General features: G+C 46.5%; 15 protein-coding genes, 1 tRNA gene and 1 pseudogene. 4 read left to right on the top strand and 13 right to left on the bottom strand.

Annotated features, from left to right (window positions below):
• Positions 1–9: 9 nt before the first annotated feature.
• Both IKN49_03625 and IKN49_03620 read right to left on the bottom strand, forming a co-directional pair.
• Positions 10–2,355 carry a hypothetical protein gene (locus IKN49_03625; GenBank protein MBR3632135.1) on the bottom strand — a complete coding sequence of 782 codons (2,346 nt, stop codon included), beginning with the start codon at positions 2,353–2,355 and terminating at the stop codon, positions 10–12.
• The gene (locus IKN49_03620) at positions 2,352–3,386 is read right to left on the bottom strand and encodes a M20/M25/M40 family metallo-hydrolase (protein ID MBR3632134.1); all 1,035 of its coding nucleotides are present in this window, start codon (positions 3,384–3,386) and stop codon (positions 2,352–2,354) included. Before IKN49_03620 ends, IKN49_03625 begins: the two co-directional genes overlap by 4 nt.
• 185 nt (positions 3,387–3,571) lie before the next feature.
• Here IKN49_03620 and IKN49_03615 point away from each other — a divergent pair, with 185 nt between their 5' ends.
• Together IKN49_03615 and IKN49_03610 are read left to right on the top strand one after the other, a co-directional pair.
• Positions 3,572–4,549, top strand: coding sequence for a class II fructose-1,6-bisphosphate aldolase (locus tag IKN49_03615; protein ID MBR3632133.1), 978 nt, complete (start codon positions 3,572–3,574; stop codon positions 4,547–4,549).
• Positions 4,550–4,663: 114 nt separating this feature from the next.
• Positions 4,664–4,736, top strand: a tRNA-Thr gene (locus tag IKN49_03610).
• 32 nt (positions 4,737–4,768) lie between these two features.
• Here IKN49_03610 and IKN49_03605 read toward each other — a convergent pair.
• A complete protein-coding gene (locus IKN49_03605; GenBank protein MBR3632132.1) occupies positions 4,769–7,051 on the bottom strand; it encodes an O-antigen ligase family protein in 2,283 nt (760 codons plus the stop codon).
• Between the two features lie 184 nt (positions 7,052–7,235).
• Here IKN49_03605 and IKN49_03600 point away from each other — a divergent pair.
• Positions 7,236–7,319 (top strand): annotated as a pseudogene (locus tag IKN49_03600) (prepilin-type N-terminal cleavage/methylation domain-containing protein).
• Positions 7,320–7,929: 610 nt separating this feature from the next.
• On the opposite strand, the gene IKN49_03595 reads toward IKN49_03600, so the two are convergent.
• From IKN49_03595 to IKN49_03555, 9 genes are read right to left on the bottom strand one after another with little or no spacing between them, the layout of a single operon-like run.
• Positions 7,930–8,130, bottom strand: a complete 201-nt coding sequence (locus IKN49_03595) for a hypothetical protein (protein ID MBR3632131.1) — start codon at positions 8,128–8,130, stop codon at positions 7,930–7,932.
• Positions 8,130–8,321: a hypothetical protein gene (locus IKN49_03590; GenBank protein ID MBR3632130.1), complete on the bottom strand. Its 192-nt coding sequence runs from the start codon at positions 8,319–8,321 to the stop codon at positions 8,130–8,132. Before IKN49_03590 ends, IKN49_03595 begins: the two co-directional genes overlap by 1 nt.
• A complete protein-coding gene (locus IKN49_03585; protein MBR3632129.1) occupies positions 8,318–8,734 on the bottom strand; it encodes a hypothetical protein in 417 nt (138 codons plus the stop codon). The genes IKN49_03590 and IKN49_03585 overlap by 4 nt, the downstream gene beginning before the upstream one ends.
• A complete protein-coding gene (locus tag IKN49_03580) occupies positions 8,734–8,913 on the bottom strand; it encodes a hypothetical protein (GenBank protein ID MBR3632128.1) in 180 nt (59 codons plus the stop codon). The genes IKN49_03585 and IKN49_03580 overlap by 1 nt, the downstream gene beginning before the upstream one ends.
• On the bottom strand, positions 8,910–9,272 hold the full coding sequence (locus tag IKN49_03575; GenBank protein ID MBR3632127.1) for a hypothetical protein: 363 nt from the start codon (positions 9,270–9,272) through the stop codon (positions 8,910–8,912). Before IKN49_03575 ends, IKN49_03580 begins: the two co-directional genes overlap by 4 nt.
• Positions 9,272–10,321: a hypothetical protein gene (locus IKN49_03570; protein MBR3632126.1), complete on the bottom strand. Its 1,050-nt coding sequence runs from the start codon at positions 10,319–10,321 to the stop codon at positions 9,272–9,274. Before IKN49_03570 ends, IKN49_03575 begins: the two co-directional genes overlap by 1 nt.
• The gene (locus IKN49_03565; protein MBR3632125.1) at positions 10,318–11,811 is read right to left on the bottom strand and encodes a hypothetical protein; all 1,494 of its coding nucleotides are present in this window, start codon (positions 11,809–11,811) and stop codon (positions 10,318–10,320) included. The genes IKN49_03570 and IKN49_03565 overlap by 4 nt, the downstream gene beginning before the upstream one ends.
• A 3-nt stretch (positions 11,812–11,814) precedes the next feature.
• Complete coding sequence (locus IKN49_03560; protein MBR3632124.1) at positions 11,815–12,327, bottom strand: hypothetical protein; 513 nt, start codon at positions 12,325–12,327, stop codon at positions 11,815–11,817.
• Entirely contained in the window at positions 12,312–12,806 is a 495-nt protein-coding gene (locus tag IKN49_03555) for a hypothetical protein (GenBank protein ID MBR3632123.1), read from the bottom strand. Before IKN49_03555 ends, IKN49_03560 begins: the two co-directional genes overlap by 16 nt.
• 43 nt (positions 12,807–12,849) lie before the next feature.
• Here IKN49_03555 and IKN49_03550 point away from each other — a divergent pair, with 43 nt between their 5' ends.
• Positions 12,850–13,587, top strand: coding sequence for a hypothetical protein (locus tag IKN49_03550; protein ID MBR3632122.1), 738 nt, complete (start codon positions 12,850–12,852; stop codon positions 13,585–13,587).
• 49 nt (positions 13,588–13,636) lie between these two features.
• Here IKN49_03550 and IKN49_03545 read toward each other — a convergent pair whose 3' ends face one another.
• Entirely contained in the window at positions 13,637–16,237 is a 2,601-nt protein-coding gene (locus IKN49_03545) for a hypothetical protein (protein ID MBR3632121.1), read from the bottom strand.

The raw sequence follows: 16,237 nt of genomic DNA, 5'->3' as shown, positions 1-16,237 counted from the left end.
CCTTCCTCTTTATTGCCAGTTAGATTTTTTACGCAGCGTTAAATAATCCTTCACGGCGCGCAGTTGGCCGGCGGCATCCATATGGGCCTCTTCATACACTTTGGCGGCCGGACCGCTGCCCAAAAATCCGCCCTGTTTATGCGGATAAAGCGCGCTGGCACGTCCGTCATCGCTATGAAGCCAACAATCCAATGTAGGCAATGTAAAATCGGTAATTCCGGTGGCAATACGTTTCCATGCCGGCGGAACTAACGCGTCTTGCTCCTCTTTGGGCAAGAGTTCGAACAACTCGCGGCTGGCCACATAAATGACCGCCACGTTCAAATTTTCTTTTTCTAACACAGGCAGCACGCCCTGTGCAAAAATTCTTCCTGCAGCCGAGCCCTGCACAAATACCACTCCATCCGGCTCGCCTTGGGGTTTACGTAAATAATACACCCCTTTGACCGCCTTCGCCGCCTCAGCCATACCTAAGGCCTTACGGTCTAAATACTTAGCCGACGGGCGCACCGCAAACGGACAAAGCACCGCCGGACGCAATTGCAAAGCACGTGTCATCAGCGGCCAAATTTCGTCTATTTCAAGCGGGGTCAGTGAAATACAAGTTCCTTTCGGGAAATTGTCCTGCACCAACTGCAAGGCTTGCGGGTCGGCATGTGTCGGGCCGTCCTCTCCGGTGGACAAACCGGCGTGGCCGTTCATCCAAATAAAGGTGTTGGGATGCGCGCCGATTTCTTTGGCAGCTTCGTAGCCGATGGCATGTAAACGCGCGGCAATATGGCCAAAACCTAAAAATGCCGCATAAGAGGAATAGACCCCAATATGCCGTCCAAACGAAGAGACCCCGCTACACACCGCCGCGATACCGTCTTCGCAAATACCGCCGATAGATAATTGGCGGCTGAGCGGATTAGAAACGGTATTAAAAAATCCTTTGGGGAAATCTTTGGCGATTTTGCCGGCATTGGTAGAACCGTATAAATCGGCCGAACCGGCCAAAATAGTACCGCCGGTTTGTTTATTGATATGAGCAAGTACATCTGCCATCACACCGCGCACTGTATAACTTTCTCCAACGGTGAAATGGAATTGTTCCGGCACATTCTCCGGTACAAAATCCGTATATACTTTTTGTACGTCGCCCAAATCTGCACGGGCCACGCGACCGGCCTGTTGCAATTTTTCACCGCGCTGTGCAATGCAAGAAGCAATATAGTTTGTTAAATCCTTATCTTGTGTCAAAGCCTGGCGGAAGGTTTCCAGCACCGCCAAATAATTGGCCTCTATATTTTCCGGCGTTTTCTCCCCTTCAAAATGCGGGAATTTTACACCGAATAACTGCTCCACTTCCGTCAACGTCTGGTAAAACTCCGGCGAGCAGAATTTATGACCGGAACCATGCGAGGCTTTTCCTTCTAAACCGTATTTCCACCCTTTGGTGGTGCGGTACACAATGGCAGTCGGCTGATGATTGTCCATGCTCAACGCAATTTGTTGCGCCGCATACACTTGACTAAAATCGTGCCCGTTGGGTACGCGAATTACATTGAAATCATGAATGCGGAACAATTCCATCGGCGTCCATTGCACATAATCGCCGGGGTTTTCTCCGTCGGCAGTGACGCGGTTGCTTTCAATAGAGGCCTCGTTCCAGTCGATGTGAAATACCAGATTTTTGAGTTGCGCGGTAGCCGCACAGGCAAGGGCTTCATTGACACGTCCGGCTGTCAAACCGCCTTCCCCTTCCAGTACGTGTACCACAGGCGCTTTTTCCCCATAGGTATCGGCCGCCGCCAAAGCAAGTCCCACCGCAGAGCAGTCTCCCACCCCACTTGCACCGGTAGAGGTGCGCACAAACGGCGTAGAAGGTTCCGGGTGACCGCCCAACGGCTTAACATTAAATTTTCTAAATAACGGAGTGCCTTGTACTTTGTTGTGGCGGAAACCTAACAAATCTTCCAAACGCAATTGTTCTTTTTCCGTCTTGGCCAGTAACTCCGGCCGTGCTAAGCGCACGCATTCATTGCGAAGGGCCCACCAAGCATACATGCCCAAAGCTTTGTGTCCGGCCGCATAGGATAAAATATCGGCATCGTCCCGTAAAGGGTCTGCCAGTTCGTAGGCCATATTTTTATATAACAAGGTACCTGCCGCTCGGCCCGATGAAATACTGCCTCCCGGATGACCGGAATTGGGCACGAAGTTAAACAACACCGCCACCAACGCGCGGTACACCGCATCGATTTTTTCTAATTGCGCGAGGTCTTGCTTGGGTAGTGCATACTGCTTGAGCAAGGACGGAGTAATCTCCATATATTGAGCACGTTTATTGGGTACGATACTGGTTTTTGTCATAAATCCTCTTTTGGTAATTGTAATTTTCCTGCTAGTATGGCACTTAATAAATCAATCATGGCCACGATATCGCCTTTATTGGCTACTTCTACGTTAGAATGTATATTGCGCACCGGCACGGATAAGGCACAGGCCGGCATGCCCATGCGGCTAAAGGCCCCCGCGTCATTTCCGCCGCGCGGAGCAATGCGCACCTGATAGGCAATCTGTTGTTGTTCACACAACGCTTTTAGATTTTCAAATAACCACGCTTGCGTAATGGTGGCGGCATCTAATGCGCTGATACCCGCACCGCCGCCCAACCGCATGATGTAATCCTTCGGATGACAAAACGGCACGTCGGCAGCGCCGGTGGCATCTACCGCCAAGGCCACATCTGCTTTTAGCCCCGTCGCGGCCGCCATGGCGCCACGCAAACCAACTTCTTCTTGTGTGGAAAATACAACCTGCACATTCAACGCCGGATGTGGGACTTTTTTCAACGCTTCTAAAATGCAAAAACAACCCACGCGGTCATCTAATGCTTTGGTAGAAACAAAATCATCTCCCAACTCTTCATACGGTCGTTGCAAGGTGGCAAAATCCCCCACTTGCACGTATTGAGCGGTTGCACTGCCCAAACCAACGTCGATATATAATTCTTCCAAAGGTACGCTTTTGGAACGGTCTGCGGCGCTTGTGATATGGGCCGGTTTTGTACCGATAACACCCGTCAGCACGCCTCGTGCAGTATGTACCCGCACACGCTGGGCTAGCAACGTCCGATAGTCTATGCCGCCTACTGTTGTAAAGAAGAGAAATCCTTCCGCAGAGATATAGGAAATCATTAGCCCCACTTCGTCCATGTGGGCACTTAAAATGAGCGTTTTTTCACTTTTTCCCGGCACGAAAGCGAGCACATTGCCCATTGCATCCGTGTGAACTTCTTTGGCCAGCGGAACTAACTGGTGAACGATTTCCTCGCGAACAGCACTTTCCCGTCCGGAAATGCCGTCTAATTGTGTTAATTTTTGTAAGTTTGTAAAATCCATGGTGTTTCCCTGTGCGCGTACGCGCGTGGTATTTTACATTATACTCACAAACGCCCCTTTTGGCAAGTTTTTAATAGACCAAAATAATCATTCTTTTCACGAAATCACCATGAAAACTGCTGTGTTAAGAGATTAAAAAAATAGTAAAATAAGTAGGACAGCAGTTTATTTTTAGGAGGAGTTTTATGACCGTTTCTTATAAAGAACTTGGCTTGGTAAATACCCGCCAAATGTTCAAAGATGCCATGGCCGGCGGCTATGCTATTCCGGCTTATAACTTCAATAATATGGAACAATTGCAAGCTATCGTAACCGCTTGTGTCCAAACCGGTTCTCCGGTAATCTTGCAAGTATCCAAAGGCGCCCGCCAATATGCCAATGCCACGTTATTACGCTGGATGGCCCGCGGTGCTGTAGAAATGATGAAAGAAATCGGCAAACCGGTTCCTTTAACCTTACACTTAGACCACGGCGATTCTTTTGAATTGTGCAAAGATTGTATCGACAACGGTTTCTCTTCCGTGATGATTGACGGCTCTCACTTACCGTACGAAGAAAACGTCGCTTTGACCAAAAAAGTAGTGGAATATGCTCATCAACACGATGTAACCGTAGAAGGTGAATTGGGCATACTGGCCGGTATTGAAGATGAAGTTTCCGCCGAACACCACACCTATACCGATCCGGCTCAAGTAGAAGATTTCGTAAAACGCACCGGTGTAGATTCTTTAGCTATTTCTATCGGTACTTCTCACGGCGCTTACAAATTCAAAGTAAAACCCGGCGAGAAATTGCCTGAACTGCGCTTTGATATTTTGGAAGAAGTTTCCAAACGCTTGCCCGGTTTCCCCATTGTCTTGCACGGTTCTTCTTCCGTACCGCAATGGGCCGTGGAAGAAATTAACAAATACGGTGGTAAATTGGATAATACCGCCGGTATTCCGGAAGAACAATTGCGCAAAGCTGCTAAATCTGCCGTATGCAAAATTAACGTGGACTCCGACGGTCGTTTAGTCATGACCGCCACCATCCGCAAAATCTTTGCAGAAAAACCGGCCGAATTTGACCCGCGCAAATACTTAGGTCCGGCCCGCGAAGCCTTGATCAAAATGTATGCCGAAAAGAACGAAAAAGTATTTGGTTCTGCCGGCCGCGTGAAATAAGTTTTCACTTCGCAGAAACCCCACTCGCAAGAGTGGGGTTTTTTTATACCGAGAAATAAAAATGCACAAATAATTGTATTTTTGCTAAAATATGAATATAGACGATTTTTGTACGCCAAGATAGCTCAGCTGGTAGAGCAGCCGCTTCGTAAGCGGCAGGTCCGGGGTTCGATCCCCCGTCTTGGCTAGAAATTTAAAACCCCGCTTAGGCGGGGTTTTTTATTTCCACCAGCCTGAAAAAGGCGGCAGACGCAACTGTTGTTCCATTTGCGCTAAACGAAATGACTGTTGATGCGTTTTCAGAAATTCTTCTTCCGTTACGCCCTTAGGCCCCCGGCGATAGGCGTCAATCCACGCCTGAGCGGCGGCCGGATTGCGCTCCATCATCGCGATACTGGTTAAGTAAACATAGGTCGCTTCGTTGACCGGATCTGTTAAGAGAGAACGTTGAAAACTTTTCTTGGCCAGCTCCATATTTTCGATCGCTTTTGCTTCATATTCTTTGCGTTGATAATCCAGCTCAGCCGTCTGAGACAGATTGGTATAGTACACCGCATAACTGTAGTAAAATTCCCCATACGCCTGGTATAACAACGCATTGTTGGGCGCGCGACGACGTACCATAGACAAATCCCGTAAAACCCTTTCATAATCATTGAGGGGTTTTTCCGCGATGGCCGGTTTTTTATCTCCTTTAAGCGGCATATATCCGCGCTGTAAATCCATCATGGAGCGTAACACATAGGCACGATATTGATAATAAGACACATTAAACGGATTATGCTCGATAGCTTTCTGATAAAAATCCAAAGCGCCTTCCCAATTGCTTCGCGCCGAAAAAGCCGCCGCTAAACCATAATAATGGTCCGCTAAGAAAAACCCATACACAAATTGTAACGGCCACACACTGAGTAACAAAATAAACGGCACACGCGCCCACCTGCTTAGCCAGGCCGCCCGCAAATATACCCATGTACCGCCCAACAGTACGCCGCCAAATATCATCCAACCCACCGTTTTCACTAACCACCCGCCTGCACCTTGCGCGCCTACATTACCCGAAATTTGTGCAAATGCGCTAAACCCTTTCCATAACAGCCAACCTAGTCCTGCTACCAATAATAGCCGCCCTGTCCACAAGAGCCACTTGGGCCCGTCCGTAGGCACCTGGGAATCAGACACAGGTTGCGCCGGCATACTCAACCGTACGACCAAGGCCGCAAACACGGCAAAAAAGAGCCCGGTAGATACAAAGCGCATGCTCACATCAAAAGCATTATGCACACAAATGCCGAAAAATGCCGCTGTATATCCCAGCAACCAATAGGCTTGCTCGTCTAATTTCCCCTCTTTGGCTTTCAGCGCACGCCACGCACCGTATAACACAAACCAAATCATATACAAAAAGAAAATTAACCCTACCGTTCCGGCGGTGGCCCATTGTTCTAAATACTCATTTTCGGCGTGTTGCGTTTCATTGTTATGTATTTTTTCCAAATAGAAAATTTGCGGTTTACGATAGGCAGGATAAATCGTTTTGAAACTGCCCACTCCCGTCCCCATTACAGGGCTGTCCTGCACCATTTCAAAAGTAGAAGTCCAGGTATAGGCGCGGAAGCTGACCGACTGAAAACGTTTCATGGCATATACACCTGCCAACAGGCCTATTGCTAATATGACCACCCCGGCAAAAATCGTACAATAACGAATATATTTTTGTGTCCAGGCGGCCGATTGTGCATATAAGAAAGTAAAAAATCCCGCCGAGGCGGCAAATCCTAACCACGCGCCTTTACTTTCCGTAAAAAATAAATCCGTTACCAGTAGCGCCGCCAGTACAAGCAAACTTTTCCGCCGGCTACGTAAATACTCCGCTCCGACAATCCATGCGCAAAACACCAGGAAATCAGCAAAGAAATTGGGATTGGCATGCGTGGAAAAAATACGCGCACCGAAAAATCCTCTCCACGGGAAAATATCCACCCCCGCCACCCAATGATCCAGCACCTGCATAAATCCGTACACGCAGGAAATCCATGCCGCCATTAACATACATTTGGTCAGTACACGGGGTTGATCTTGCGTAAAACAATCCACAATCATCAGGGTTAATAGGAAATACAATACATAGCGAAAAAATTCATCAAAGGCTTCCGCCGGATAAGGCGCACATAAATAACCGATAAAATTCCACCCGAAATAGAGTACAAACGGTAAACACCACAAGATATTTTGGCGATTTAACGGAAAGCGTTTTTGCACCGCCAGCGAACAAAGCCAGAGGGCCGCCAGTGTAATACCACCCATTTGAAATAAAGTCAGTTTGACAAACGCAGTATCGTACGTGCCTGTATAGAAACTGATGGAAATTAAAACACACAGCAGCCCCAACCCCCACGAGATAGCTTTATTCAAAAAGGGCAAGAGCGAAACCCGCGACGAAGTAGTGTCCGGTGTTTCTGCTGGGACTCGTTTACGATTTTTGCGAGAAGATGTCACCATAATTATATAGTAGCAATTTTACGATAAAGAGAAAATAATATGTCTCATCCGCTCAATAGCCGCGACTTAACATTTACTCTGCTTTGCTCTTGAACTCTAAAAAAAGCCATTGCATTTTCCTTTTTCTTTGTTATAATGTAAGGAGTACTAGATGTACTACTTTAATTAGTAAAAGGAGAATATCATGAAGAAAGGTTTCACCTTGATCGAATTGCTGGTAGTGGTACTCATTATCGGCATTCTGTCCGCCATTGCATTGCCGCAATACACTACGGCAGTGGAAAAGGCCCGCGCTACTGAAGCGTTAACGTTGATTGGCACCTTGCGCTTGTCTGCCGAACGTGCTCGTTTGCAAACTGGTTCTTGGCCGACTACTTTTGAAGAATTGGATATCCAAGCTCCTGCCGCCTTGGAATCTGACAAAAAATCCTTCAAAACTAAGAACTTTTTAATTAGTGGAGCTGCCTCTGGTACTGATTACGTTATTACTGCTCAACGCTATACGAGTGCTGGTACAGCAGCTACCGGTAATTTAGGTTACACAATCACGGGTACTACTGGAGCTGACGGCACCTATACCCGCTCTTGCGCCAAGAATGACAAAGGCACTGATGATGCCACCAAGACCTGCAACGCTATCTCTAGCGGCAAAAACAGTGGTTTCTAATCACTGATAGGTTTTGAAAACCGCCCCTTACCGGGGCGGTTTTTTTATGCTGCTTGTGTTGTCTGGGTTGCGCATGACTTATCACTCCACGCACGTACTTTACCGGGTCGAACACACCTGTTTGAAAGTTAATAGGGCACGTAAATTCTGCGTGTTGAGTTGTGCTAGTCCCTCATCAGAATAATCAAACGAAATTCGACACATAACATTTTTATTTGTGGGTATTGTTCTGCAAGCGCTCAAGCAGCTCATCGCGCCCAAGCCCGCTATGAGCAGACACCACTTCGTCCACATATACACTTTCCCCCTCTTGTTTTTTTAGGTGTTTATATTCGGCCGCCTTCTTGCCGGCATGGTAGCAACAGATCCCCCATACACATGCCAGCAAAAACCCTGCCACTACCGCTGTCATTATTTTTCCTTTTGCCCGATAAAACTGCCATCGGCATTACACAAAGACAAGGCACTTAACACTTTAATAATCTTAGCCAAAATGCCATCGTCTTTAGAAGTGGGGGTCAGCTTCACAATCAGCGTAGCCAAAGTTACCACCGCTCCCAGAATTTGCAATACTTCTTCTGCATGTTGCGTTAAAAATTTCATTTTATTTCTCCTGTTTTCATAATTTCAGCTAATTCTACTGCCCGTGTTTTTACCTGCCGGGCCCACCTGCTGTCTAACATTTCGCGGGCAACAGCTGCATAGTCTGCCAACGTCAATGCCGCTAACATTTTTTTGAAATTCTTTAGACGCGCCACCCCTAAGTTGTAACACATATCCAGTAGCACCGCTTGCCGCGCTTCGTTTAAGGTGTTCCAGCCCGGCAGGCGGCTACAGTCTGCATAACAATTTTGTATGTCTGAGGCCAGCAACATTTCGGCTTCGTATTGGCTGATGCCGTTCTCTTCTAAATTACGGCCATACCCAATGGTCCATTTGCCCACGCTGTCCCGATAGGGTTTTGCTCGAAATCCCTCGTGTTTCTTAATTAAATCCGTTACCGGCTGACTATGCATTATTCATCCTCCAGTTTGGCTTCCAATTTGGCCACCCGCTCTTGCAAATGATTGTATTTATCCTGCTTTTCTTCCAAGCGGGAAATATCTTTGCGAATTGCTTGCAATTCCGCCCAAAAAACCCCGGCTCCAAACACCACCGCCAGAATTTTCCACACGGTTTCTATCTCTAGGTTCATTTGGATAACTCCATTAATTGCGCACGCAAGGCTACAGCTTGTGCCTCTAACTGAGCCAGTCGCTCATGGTCTTCTGGCGTATCTTGCCCTGTCCCCACGGCACGCAAGGCACGTAAAGATTTCAGATCCAACTCCTCTAACTGTGCCTGTAACTCCTGCACGCGGGCCGCCTTCTCACTCGCCGCTTGTTGGACGATATATTCCGACGAGTCCGCAAATTCAAAATCTGCGATCGGCCGTTCTGTTTCTTTTATTTCTTTGCCTTGGTACTGCGGCATAAACAGCAAGGTTTGTTGTAATTTTGACTTGTCTGTATCAAATAAGACAATTTTATTTTCATGTTCAATATAATATGTCATTAGTTTGCCTCCGAGGTAGCTCCCACCGCATAAATAAATCTCAATACGGTTCGGCTAGAATCAATGTTGCCATACGACAGTGTAATAGAATCCCCTTTCTTTGCAGGTACAAAACCTTTTTGCTGATACTCTGCTCCTTGTGGGGGGCAGAATACGACCCCAATATCACTCGTATAATTGAGTAAATAAAAATAAGAAATTGGCGTGGCAGTAGACCATGTTTCAAAAGAAAAATATCCGTCTGCTGGAGCCGTATAAGAAGCACCACTAGCTCCTAAAGTAAGCGTATCCGATGTGCTACTTGGCATAGAAGCGTGTGCTGCGATAATTTGGCCGCTGTCGGTCAGATTAGACAGAGATGTATTGGCTTTTTCAGTAAATTTAGCTTCTCCCGCCGATGTTAAATTAGACAAAAAAGTATTAGCCGTCAATGACAAACTGTCCGCTACCTGTTGGGCATATTGTTTGGCTGAATATTCTGTACCGGACACAGGGCCATCTGTTTTAGTAGCCCAGGCTTGTGCCAACTCAGCAGATTCCTGCGCGTCCTCCAAATCTTGCGCCAATGCCTCTGCCTGTTCCAAAGTCTCCGTGGCCTGCGAAAATAATTCCTCCATACGGCCCAAATAACTTTGTGTATCGGTAACTTGCTGCTGCGTACCCACAGGGATTTGAATGCAACGGCTAATTTTTTCGTCCAACTCTTGGCATACCATCATCGTCTTATCATATCCATCTTCTAGCAGAGAAGCATCCAACGTGTCCTGCGCATTGAGTTGCATGCCTTGCGTACGCGGCGTATTGCGTGAAACAAGCAATTTGGCTCCTGCCGGAAGCGGTTCTACCCCATTGCCCTGCAATGGATACGTTAATACTTTAGTGCTCTCATTGATCTGATAGTCACTGGTCAACAGCGTTATGACACCGTTACTATCAATACGATATACCCGCAAATCGTCTTTGTTCAAAAAAGGAAAGGGAATATCCCATTGTGTCGTAGACCCGTTTCCCGTGTATGTAATTTTGCTTATGGTTGTAGATAAGGTCATTTATTTTTCTCCTGTAAGGCGAACATCTGTTTTAATTCATGCGCCGCATGTAACTGATCTTTGACTGTGGTACCGGCGGCATATACCCAGTATTTGGCTAACTGCATTTGTTGCTCCGTTAAGTCATACTGATGACAAAAATGAGCCAAGCTACTACTCAATATCTTCTGACGTGTATCTGCTGAACCGGCCTGCCCTTCACAAAAATACTTTTTCAACCGCAACGTATCCTGCGCCGATAGCTGTTTTGTTTGAAATGCCTGATCCAACTCGGATTCTTGTGCGTTGCCCGCCAAAATTTGTTCATACAAACTGTTAAATACTTCAACATTTGTGACAGTATTGTCACCGCCGCGGTATTGAGTTAACAACTGGCGGCTCAGTTCTTTTTGCTCGGGAATTTGTCCTTCCAACTCATCGGAGAGTGGCCATTTTTCCCCTTGTAAACACTGAGCATAGTATTGTGCTTGTTTTTGCCAACATTGTTGTTGATACTGTTGCCACCGCTGTTCAAAAGAGCGTTGCAAAGGCTCTTCCAATTGGGTCCCGCCGTACTTTTCCTGCAAAAGATGCTGAATCTGCTCTTTATTTAATTTCCCTTGCTCATCGCGGCAACTTACTTGCCAATCAGGCCAATTAGCCGTAAGAATCTGCTCGGCACGGGCCGCTTTTATTTGGGCTTGCCAATCTTGCTGCTGCCAAGACGGCACTTGAGCAGAAAAATGTTCTGCTACCGCTTGCGCTTGTGCTATTTCCCCGGCTTGCAAAGCAGCTCGCACGTTGTGATTGACTGCTTGCGCATACAGTTGGGTCTTCTGACGTTGCCACACCTCACTTGGCACTCCTTGTTGCACAGCTTCTTGTTCGGCGGCCGCCAAATTATCCTGCACATATTCTTCTAACGCTTTCGTTGAACGCACAAGACCTGCCGTTTGCACAAAATGTTGAGCCGCTTGCTCAAATGTGGATAAATCGGTTTGTTGCTGTTCTTGCTGTTGCAGATGTTGTAGTTCTCGACGAATGATTACATAATCTTGTATCCACAGCGGCTCTTTTTCTCCCGGCAACACTCCCTTGCCTTGCGCTTGTGTATTTACATAATTATCCAACGTTTCCACGGCTGTTGATAAATTGTGGACAGGCAAATTCCCCCCAGCCCGGTATTGTACGCCTTCCTCGAATAAAGCTCGACGGGCCGGATCGGAAAATGGACTGGCAGTGGCAGGAGCTGTTTCTGCCTTCTTTGGCAAAGTGGGAGACAATAATTCCGCTTCGGAATTAGAGGAGCGCCCTGCGGCTGACTGCTTATTGCGCGCTTGGATTATATTTCTTACTCCGTCGTAAATTTCTCGCCCATTTTGTATAAGCTGATTCACAATACCTATTTTTTCCCATTTATTTGGCTTGCCCGATACAGTGGGCACTAAGCGTACCGAACGAACCGGTGCCGCCTTATACGCAACTTGTGTTTGATAACTCGGAATTTTCATGCTTTACTCCTTATTTCTGCTAAAAAATCCACTTACCGCCGTCCCCACTTTACTCCACCAACTCCATTTATTTTTCGTAGCTTGACGGTACTGTTTGGCCTGAGCACGGTATTGCTGTGCCTCTAATCCGGCATAGGTGTCATTTTCATATATGGAACGATTTAGATTAGCGGCTAATCGTTCTTGATCTAATGCTGCATTGAGCCGGCTATTTTTCAAAATTAATTGCGCTGTGGCGGATTGGCCGGTAAGCCCGCTGGCCGCCAAAGAAGTTTTTTGCGTACCTACCAAATCACGATAGCTATCTGATAGCTGTTTGCTTTCATAGCCCGCCTCTTGCATCATATAAAGCGCATTACGGCGCGCATTTTCTTCCACTTGGCGTGCTTGTTCTTCCGCTGTTTTAGCCAAAGAACGATAATATTTTTTTTCCTTCGTATCGTTTCCTAATAAAGAAGCAGCCGTAGAAACTACGCTACCTCCCATTGTTAACACGTTTCCTATGGCTCCTCCCATAGAGAATCCTCCTTGATCTGATTTAGCACCTGCGGTGCAAACTGATACAAATAAAAACGAACTGTTTTATCTGCTAAATAAAAAGGCTTGCCATGCGGCGTGGCGCCTAGTTTCTGCAAATACCGCTGCGCTTTTTTATACCTCTCGTCGCAAGCGGCGTACAAATACGGATATTGCATTAAAAAATGAGCTAATACTTTTTGAGAGATTTTCCAAAATCGGACCGGGCATTTTTCTATTACTTTTCCTGTCCAAGACCACACACAAGCCTGTTGGCCCAACAAACTAATCGGTTCTATACCGGCTATTGCTCCTACTTGCCCTTGGTAACAAAAAGCCAAAGCCAAACTACTACGCCGCCAACAGTATTCCAATCCTTCTAATACCGGCCGTTGATAACAGGCCTCCAATTCTCGCCGGTCCTCTTCTCTTAATTGGTAAGATAACTCTTGTAAATGTGCTTTACAAACAGGTTGCAAACTAATATCATAGAGAGTAGATTTTATCTTTCCGGAGGGACCGATGGCTGAACTGATTGTATTAGGATTATTGGCGATTGCTGCTGTATATGGACTGTTTTTTATCATCTTTAAGTTGATTGCTTTGTTGCGTAAAAACAAAAGTAACAAAGGACCGCTCATTTGGGCCGGGGTAGCTACGGCGATAATAGTTGTCTTGTCCGCAGTGGCACTGTATCGTGTATATCAACGTGTTACCAAACCGTTTCAACCAATCATACAAACCGTACGTTCCCAACAACACCCAATCTATGGGCAACGTTTATACATAGATCCACAATATGGATTTAGTATTACTACGTATAACGGTATGGTGTTTAGCCAGTGGATTAAGCTGGGAGATATAGAGGCATTAGCCGGTATTGATACCAACATTTTTCTTAAACAAATGCCTGCAAAAGAAAAAACCCTTACCAGTATTTTTCTGCTCCGCAAAGCAGTTCCCGCCGGGACACAACCCGATCAACTAATGGCGCAAATACTGCCGCAAGTAGTGAATGCTTCTTCTTCAAACGCCCAATTTCAACCCTCGGGAGAACCGACATTAATTCCGCTTGGAGAAGATCATATCGCTTCGTTCCTAACCGGAGTAATATATACTCCCGAATTGCAGAATAATAGCATGCAGACCGCTTTGCTCATTACCGTACAGCAAGATGTTGCTTATTACTTGATAGGGATCAGCACTCAAACAGATAATATGTTATGGAACTCGTTGCAAAGTCTGCGTTTTGAATTCTAAAAATAAATGTTTTATCCAGCCCGCGCGGTGAAAAAGCGCGGGCTATTTTTTATACCACTTGGGATAAAACCGCCACAATACTTAACGGTAAAGGCGCAGATTGTTGCACGGTAATAGACGGGAAATAACTATGTGATGAACAGAGCATCTGCCGTATTTCTTTACTTTCAAGGGAAGCGGGCTCGTTATAATGAGAAGATGCTGTGTAAACTAACTCATCTAATTTTCCGTCTGTTATTCCCATTTCTCCCCCTCGGCTGTCTAGCACTTTTAACATCACTTGCACCATACGGCGTTTACGGTCTTGGGAAGTGCCGTCCGTCCATTCCATGGCAACCGGTAATGTCTGCAACTGAGCTTGATAAGGAAGGCCTACATGTAGCGTGTATACCGCTTTAGGTAAAGTAAGCACGCCGTTTTGTACGGTTAATCCCGTCAACGGACTGCCATCCGCTAAGGCAGATATCGTCATTCCCTCTAAGTGACTTAAACCGGACATTGTTGAAAACGGCTGCAAATTTTTCTTAGACAAACTGCAATCCAAAAATATCTGTTCTTCCGGTTTTTTACTCGTCAGGCGCGGCAATAAACGCTCCACATAGTATTTACCGTTACGCTGCACCACAAACCACGTGGCATCATACCCTTTAGCAGGAATCGTACAGACGCTGACAAAGGAGCCCTGCGTTTGGTGTTGCGTCCACGCAAACACATTTTCTTCCGCCAAATAAGTTAGCGATAATAAGGCACCATCGTCTAATATACACCAAACTAAATTATCCGGTTCCTGCTGGTAACTCATCTGGGTAATCTCTCGATTGAAGAATAAATGTTTCGCCCGCAAGGTCAAATCCCGTCCCGTGTAAGAATCGCTGCTATATTCGTAGTAAAAGTCACGCAAAATACCACCGCGAGCTTGTACATATAAGGCCCGATTGCCCACCACTACCGGTGCCACCGAGCTGGCTCCACGTTCTCCTTCCTGTGCCACTTCTATGTTGTAAGGAGTCAACGCACTATTACTGCCCACGCTCCACTCACTACCGGCAGTAAATACGAGCAATTTTCCCCCTACGACCACGGAATTAATTGCATTGAGTTTATTACTGGACAAAGTGATACTGATTGCATCGGAATCTATCAACGTACGATTATACCCAAAATCATTATATTCTCCCGTCTTAGAAAACCAAATACTTTGAGGTTCGCGCTTCGTGCCGGCCAGCCCCAAACGATCTTGATAAAAAAATACGCACCCGGGGAATCCGGCATCTTGGCTAAACGCCCCTTCTGCCCAATCATAGGTCCAGCCACTATCTCCTAAATGACGTTGTATACTTACCTGCATTCTGCGAGCATCGACGTAATGAAGCAGTTTTACAATCCCTTCCTGATCAAACGCCTCCGCCTGCAACACATAACCCATTTCGCCGGCAATCCCTAAACAACGTACCCGCAAATAATGCATTTTAGCCGACGGAGCTAAGTTCCCCACCATGCTGATATTACCTTCGTTCTCTGCTTTCGTAAAATGTTTAACTTTCTCCCACGTTACTTGATCTTCCGAAGATTCCAGCACAATTTCTCCGTACCAAGTACCCGTTGTGCGCAAGCTCCAATCGCCCCCTGTTTGGATGGTATTAGAAATACCCGAATATCCCAAGGTACCTGTTTGATAAGAGCTCTCCACTCGGTGGTGCAAGGCCCACAGCGCCCCTTCGTGCCCCGGCCGAAAGGCATCAAAATCAGCATCCAAATACAACTTCGCTTCTCCGGAACTAATGACTTCCCCGGCATTTTGCCCACCGCTCATACGTTGCGTCACAATCAATTTAGGTTCCGAAAGCAAACTGGAATAATAATAAATGGTCAATTCCGAATCGTTATAATTTCCGCCGGTAGCTTGAGGAGATTCAATGCGTAATACACCCCCCTGATTGTAGGCCACACAACCGGTGGAACTATAGCGTGCATTAAAATATTGCACCACTTCCGCCACATTAAACCCATATCCGCTGGGATCATAAAAATGGTCTCCCCTCCAGTAAGCCTGAATAAAGTAGTTAGGATAACTGACTGGCAGAAAAGACAGCGATGCCTTCACCCCAGACGACACCACCGTATCACTCACACTTACAACACGCATTTTTTTACTTGTGTCCGTATTGGCTAACATAAACGGACCGTCTACTATAGCCACTTCCTGTAACGCAAAATAACCCGTATTTAACTTAATCAATTTGCGCGGAGCATACGACGAATGTGTTATATATAACTCCTGTCCATATTGGACATAGTGAATGTGAGACAGCTCCGATTCCCGATACGGAGTACTTACTTCAAATATATTTCCGTCCTGTAGTAAGGTGCCCGCTTGGGTATGAATGCGAATATATTGGTGCCCCACTTCTAATACATAGGCCTCGTCTTCACTAAGCACAAACGGAATCAGACGACACTTGTGGTTATCATACTTCGTATTTTGCACGTACGCGGTACCGGGTCGGTTAGAGGCTCCGCCCTGCGGATGGATTAAAAAATTACAAGCCTTCTTTAACCAACTGGGATACAAGGGCGAATCTACCCGTGTATATAAATGCGGACTTACCTCTCCGCCCAGGAAATTAGACTGTATGCTGTGTATAGCCAT

The organism is Elusimicrobiaceae bacterium (assembly GCA_017528825.1).
In the GTDB taxonomy this organism is placed as follows: Bacteria; Elusimicrobiota; Elusimicrobia; order Elusimicrobiales; family Elusimicrobiaceae; genus Avelusimicrobium.
Note: the sequence above shows the minus strand (reverse complement) of the source record. Positions and strands in the feature narration are given on the sequence as shown.

Coding starts and splice junctions, on each gene's coding strand:
- IKN49_03625 (MBR3632135.1), bottom strand. CDS start 2,355: ATGACAAAAACCAGTATCGTACCCAATAAACGTGCTCAATATATGGAG.
- IKN49_03620 (MBR3632134.1), bottom strand. CDS start 3,386: ATGGATTTTACAAACTTACAAAAATTAACACAATTAGACGGCATTTCC.
- IKN49_03615 (MBR3632133.1), top strand. CDS start 3,572: ATGACCGTTTCTTATAAAGAACTTGGCTTGGTAAATACCCGCCAAATG.
- IKN49_03605 (MBR3632132.1), bottom strand. CDS start 7,051: ATGGTGACATCTTCTCGCAAAAATCGTAAACGAGTCCCAGCAGAAACA.
- IKN49_03595 (MBR3632131.1), bottom strand. CDS start 8,130: ATGACAGCGGTAGTGGCAGGGTTTTTGCTGGCATGTGTATGGGGGATC.
- IKN49_03590 (MBR3632130.1), bottom strand. CDS start 8,321: ATGAAATTTTTAACGCAACATGCAGAAGAAGTATTGCAAATTCTGGGA.
- IKN49_03585 (MBR3632129.1), bottom strand. CDS start 8,734: ATGCATAGTCAGCCGGTAACGGATTTAATTAAGAAACACGAGGGATTT.
- IKN49_03580 (MBR3632128.1), bottom strand. CDS start 8,913: ATGAACCTAGAGATAGAAACCGTGTGGAAAATTCTGGCGGTGGTGTTT.
- IKN49_03575 (MBR3632127.1), bottom strand. CDS start 9,272: ATGACATATTATATTGAACATGAAAATAAAATTGTCTTATTTGATACA.
- IKN49_03570 (MBR3632126.1), bottom strand. CDS start 10,321: ATGACCTTATCTACAACCATAAGCAAAATTACATACACGGGAAACGGG.
- IKN49_03565 (MBR3632125.1), bottom strand. CDS start 11,811: ATGAAAATTCCGAGTTATCAAACACAAGTTGCGTATAAGGCGGCACCG.
- IKN49_03560 (MBR3632124.1), bottom strand. CDS start 12,327: ATGGGAGGAGCCATAGGAAACGTGTTAACAATGGGAGGTAGCGTAGTT.
- IKN49_03550 (MBR3632122.1), top strand. CDS start 12,850: ATGGCTGAACTGATTGTATTAGGATTATTGGCGATTGCTGCTGTATAT.
- IKN49_03545 (MBR3632121.1), bottom strand. CDS start 16,237: ATGGCTATACACAGCATACAGTCTAATTTCCTGGGCGGAGAGGTAAGT.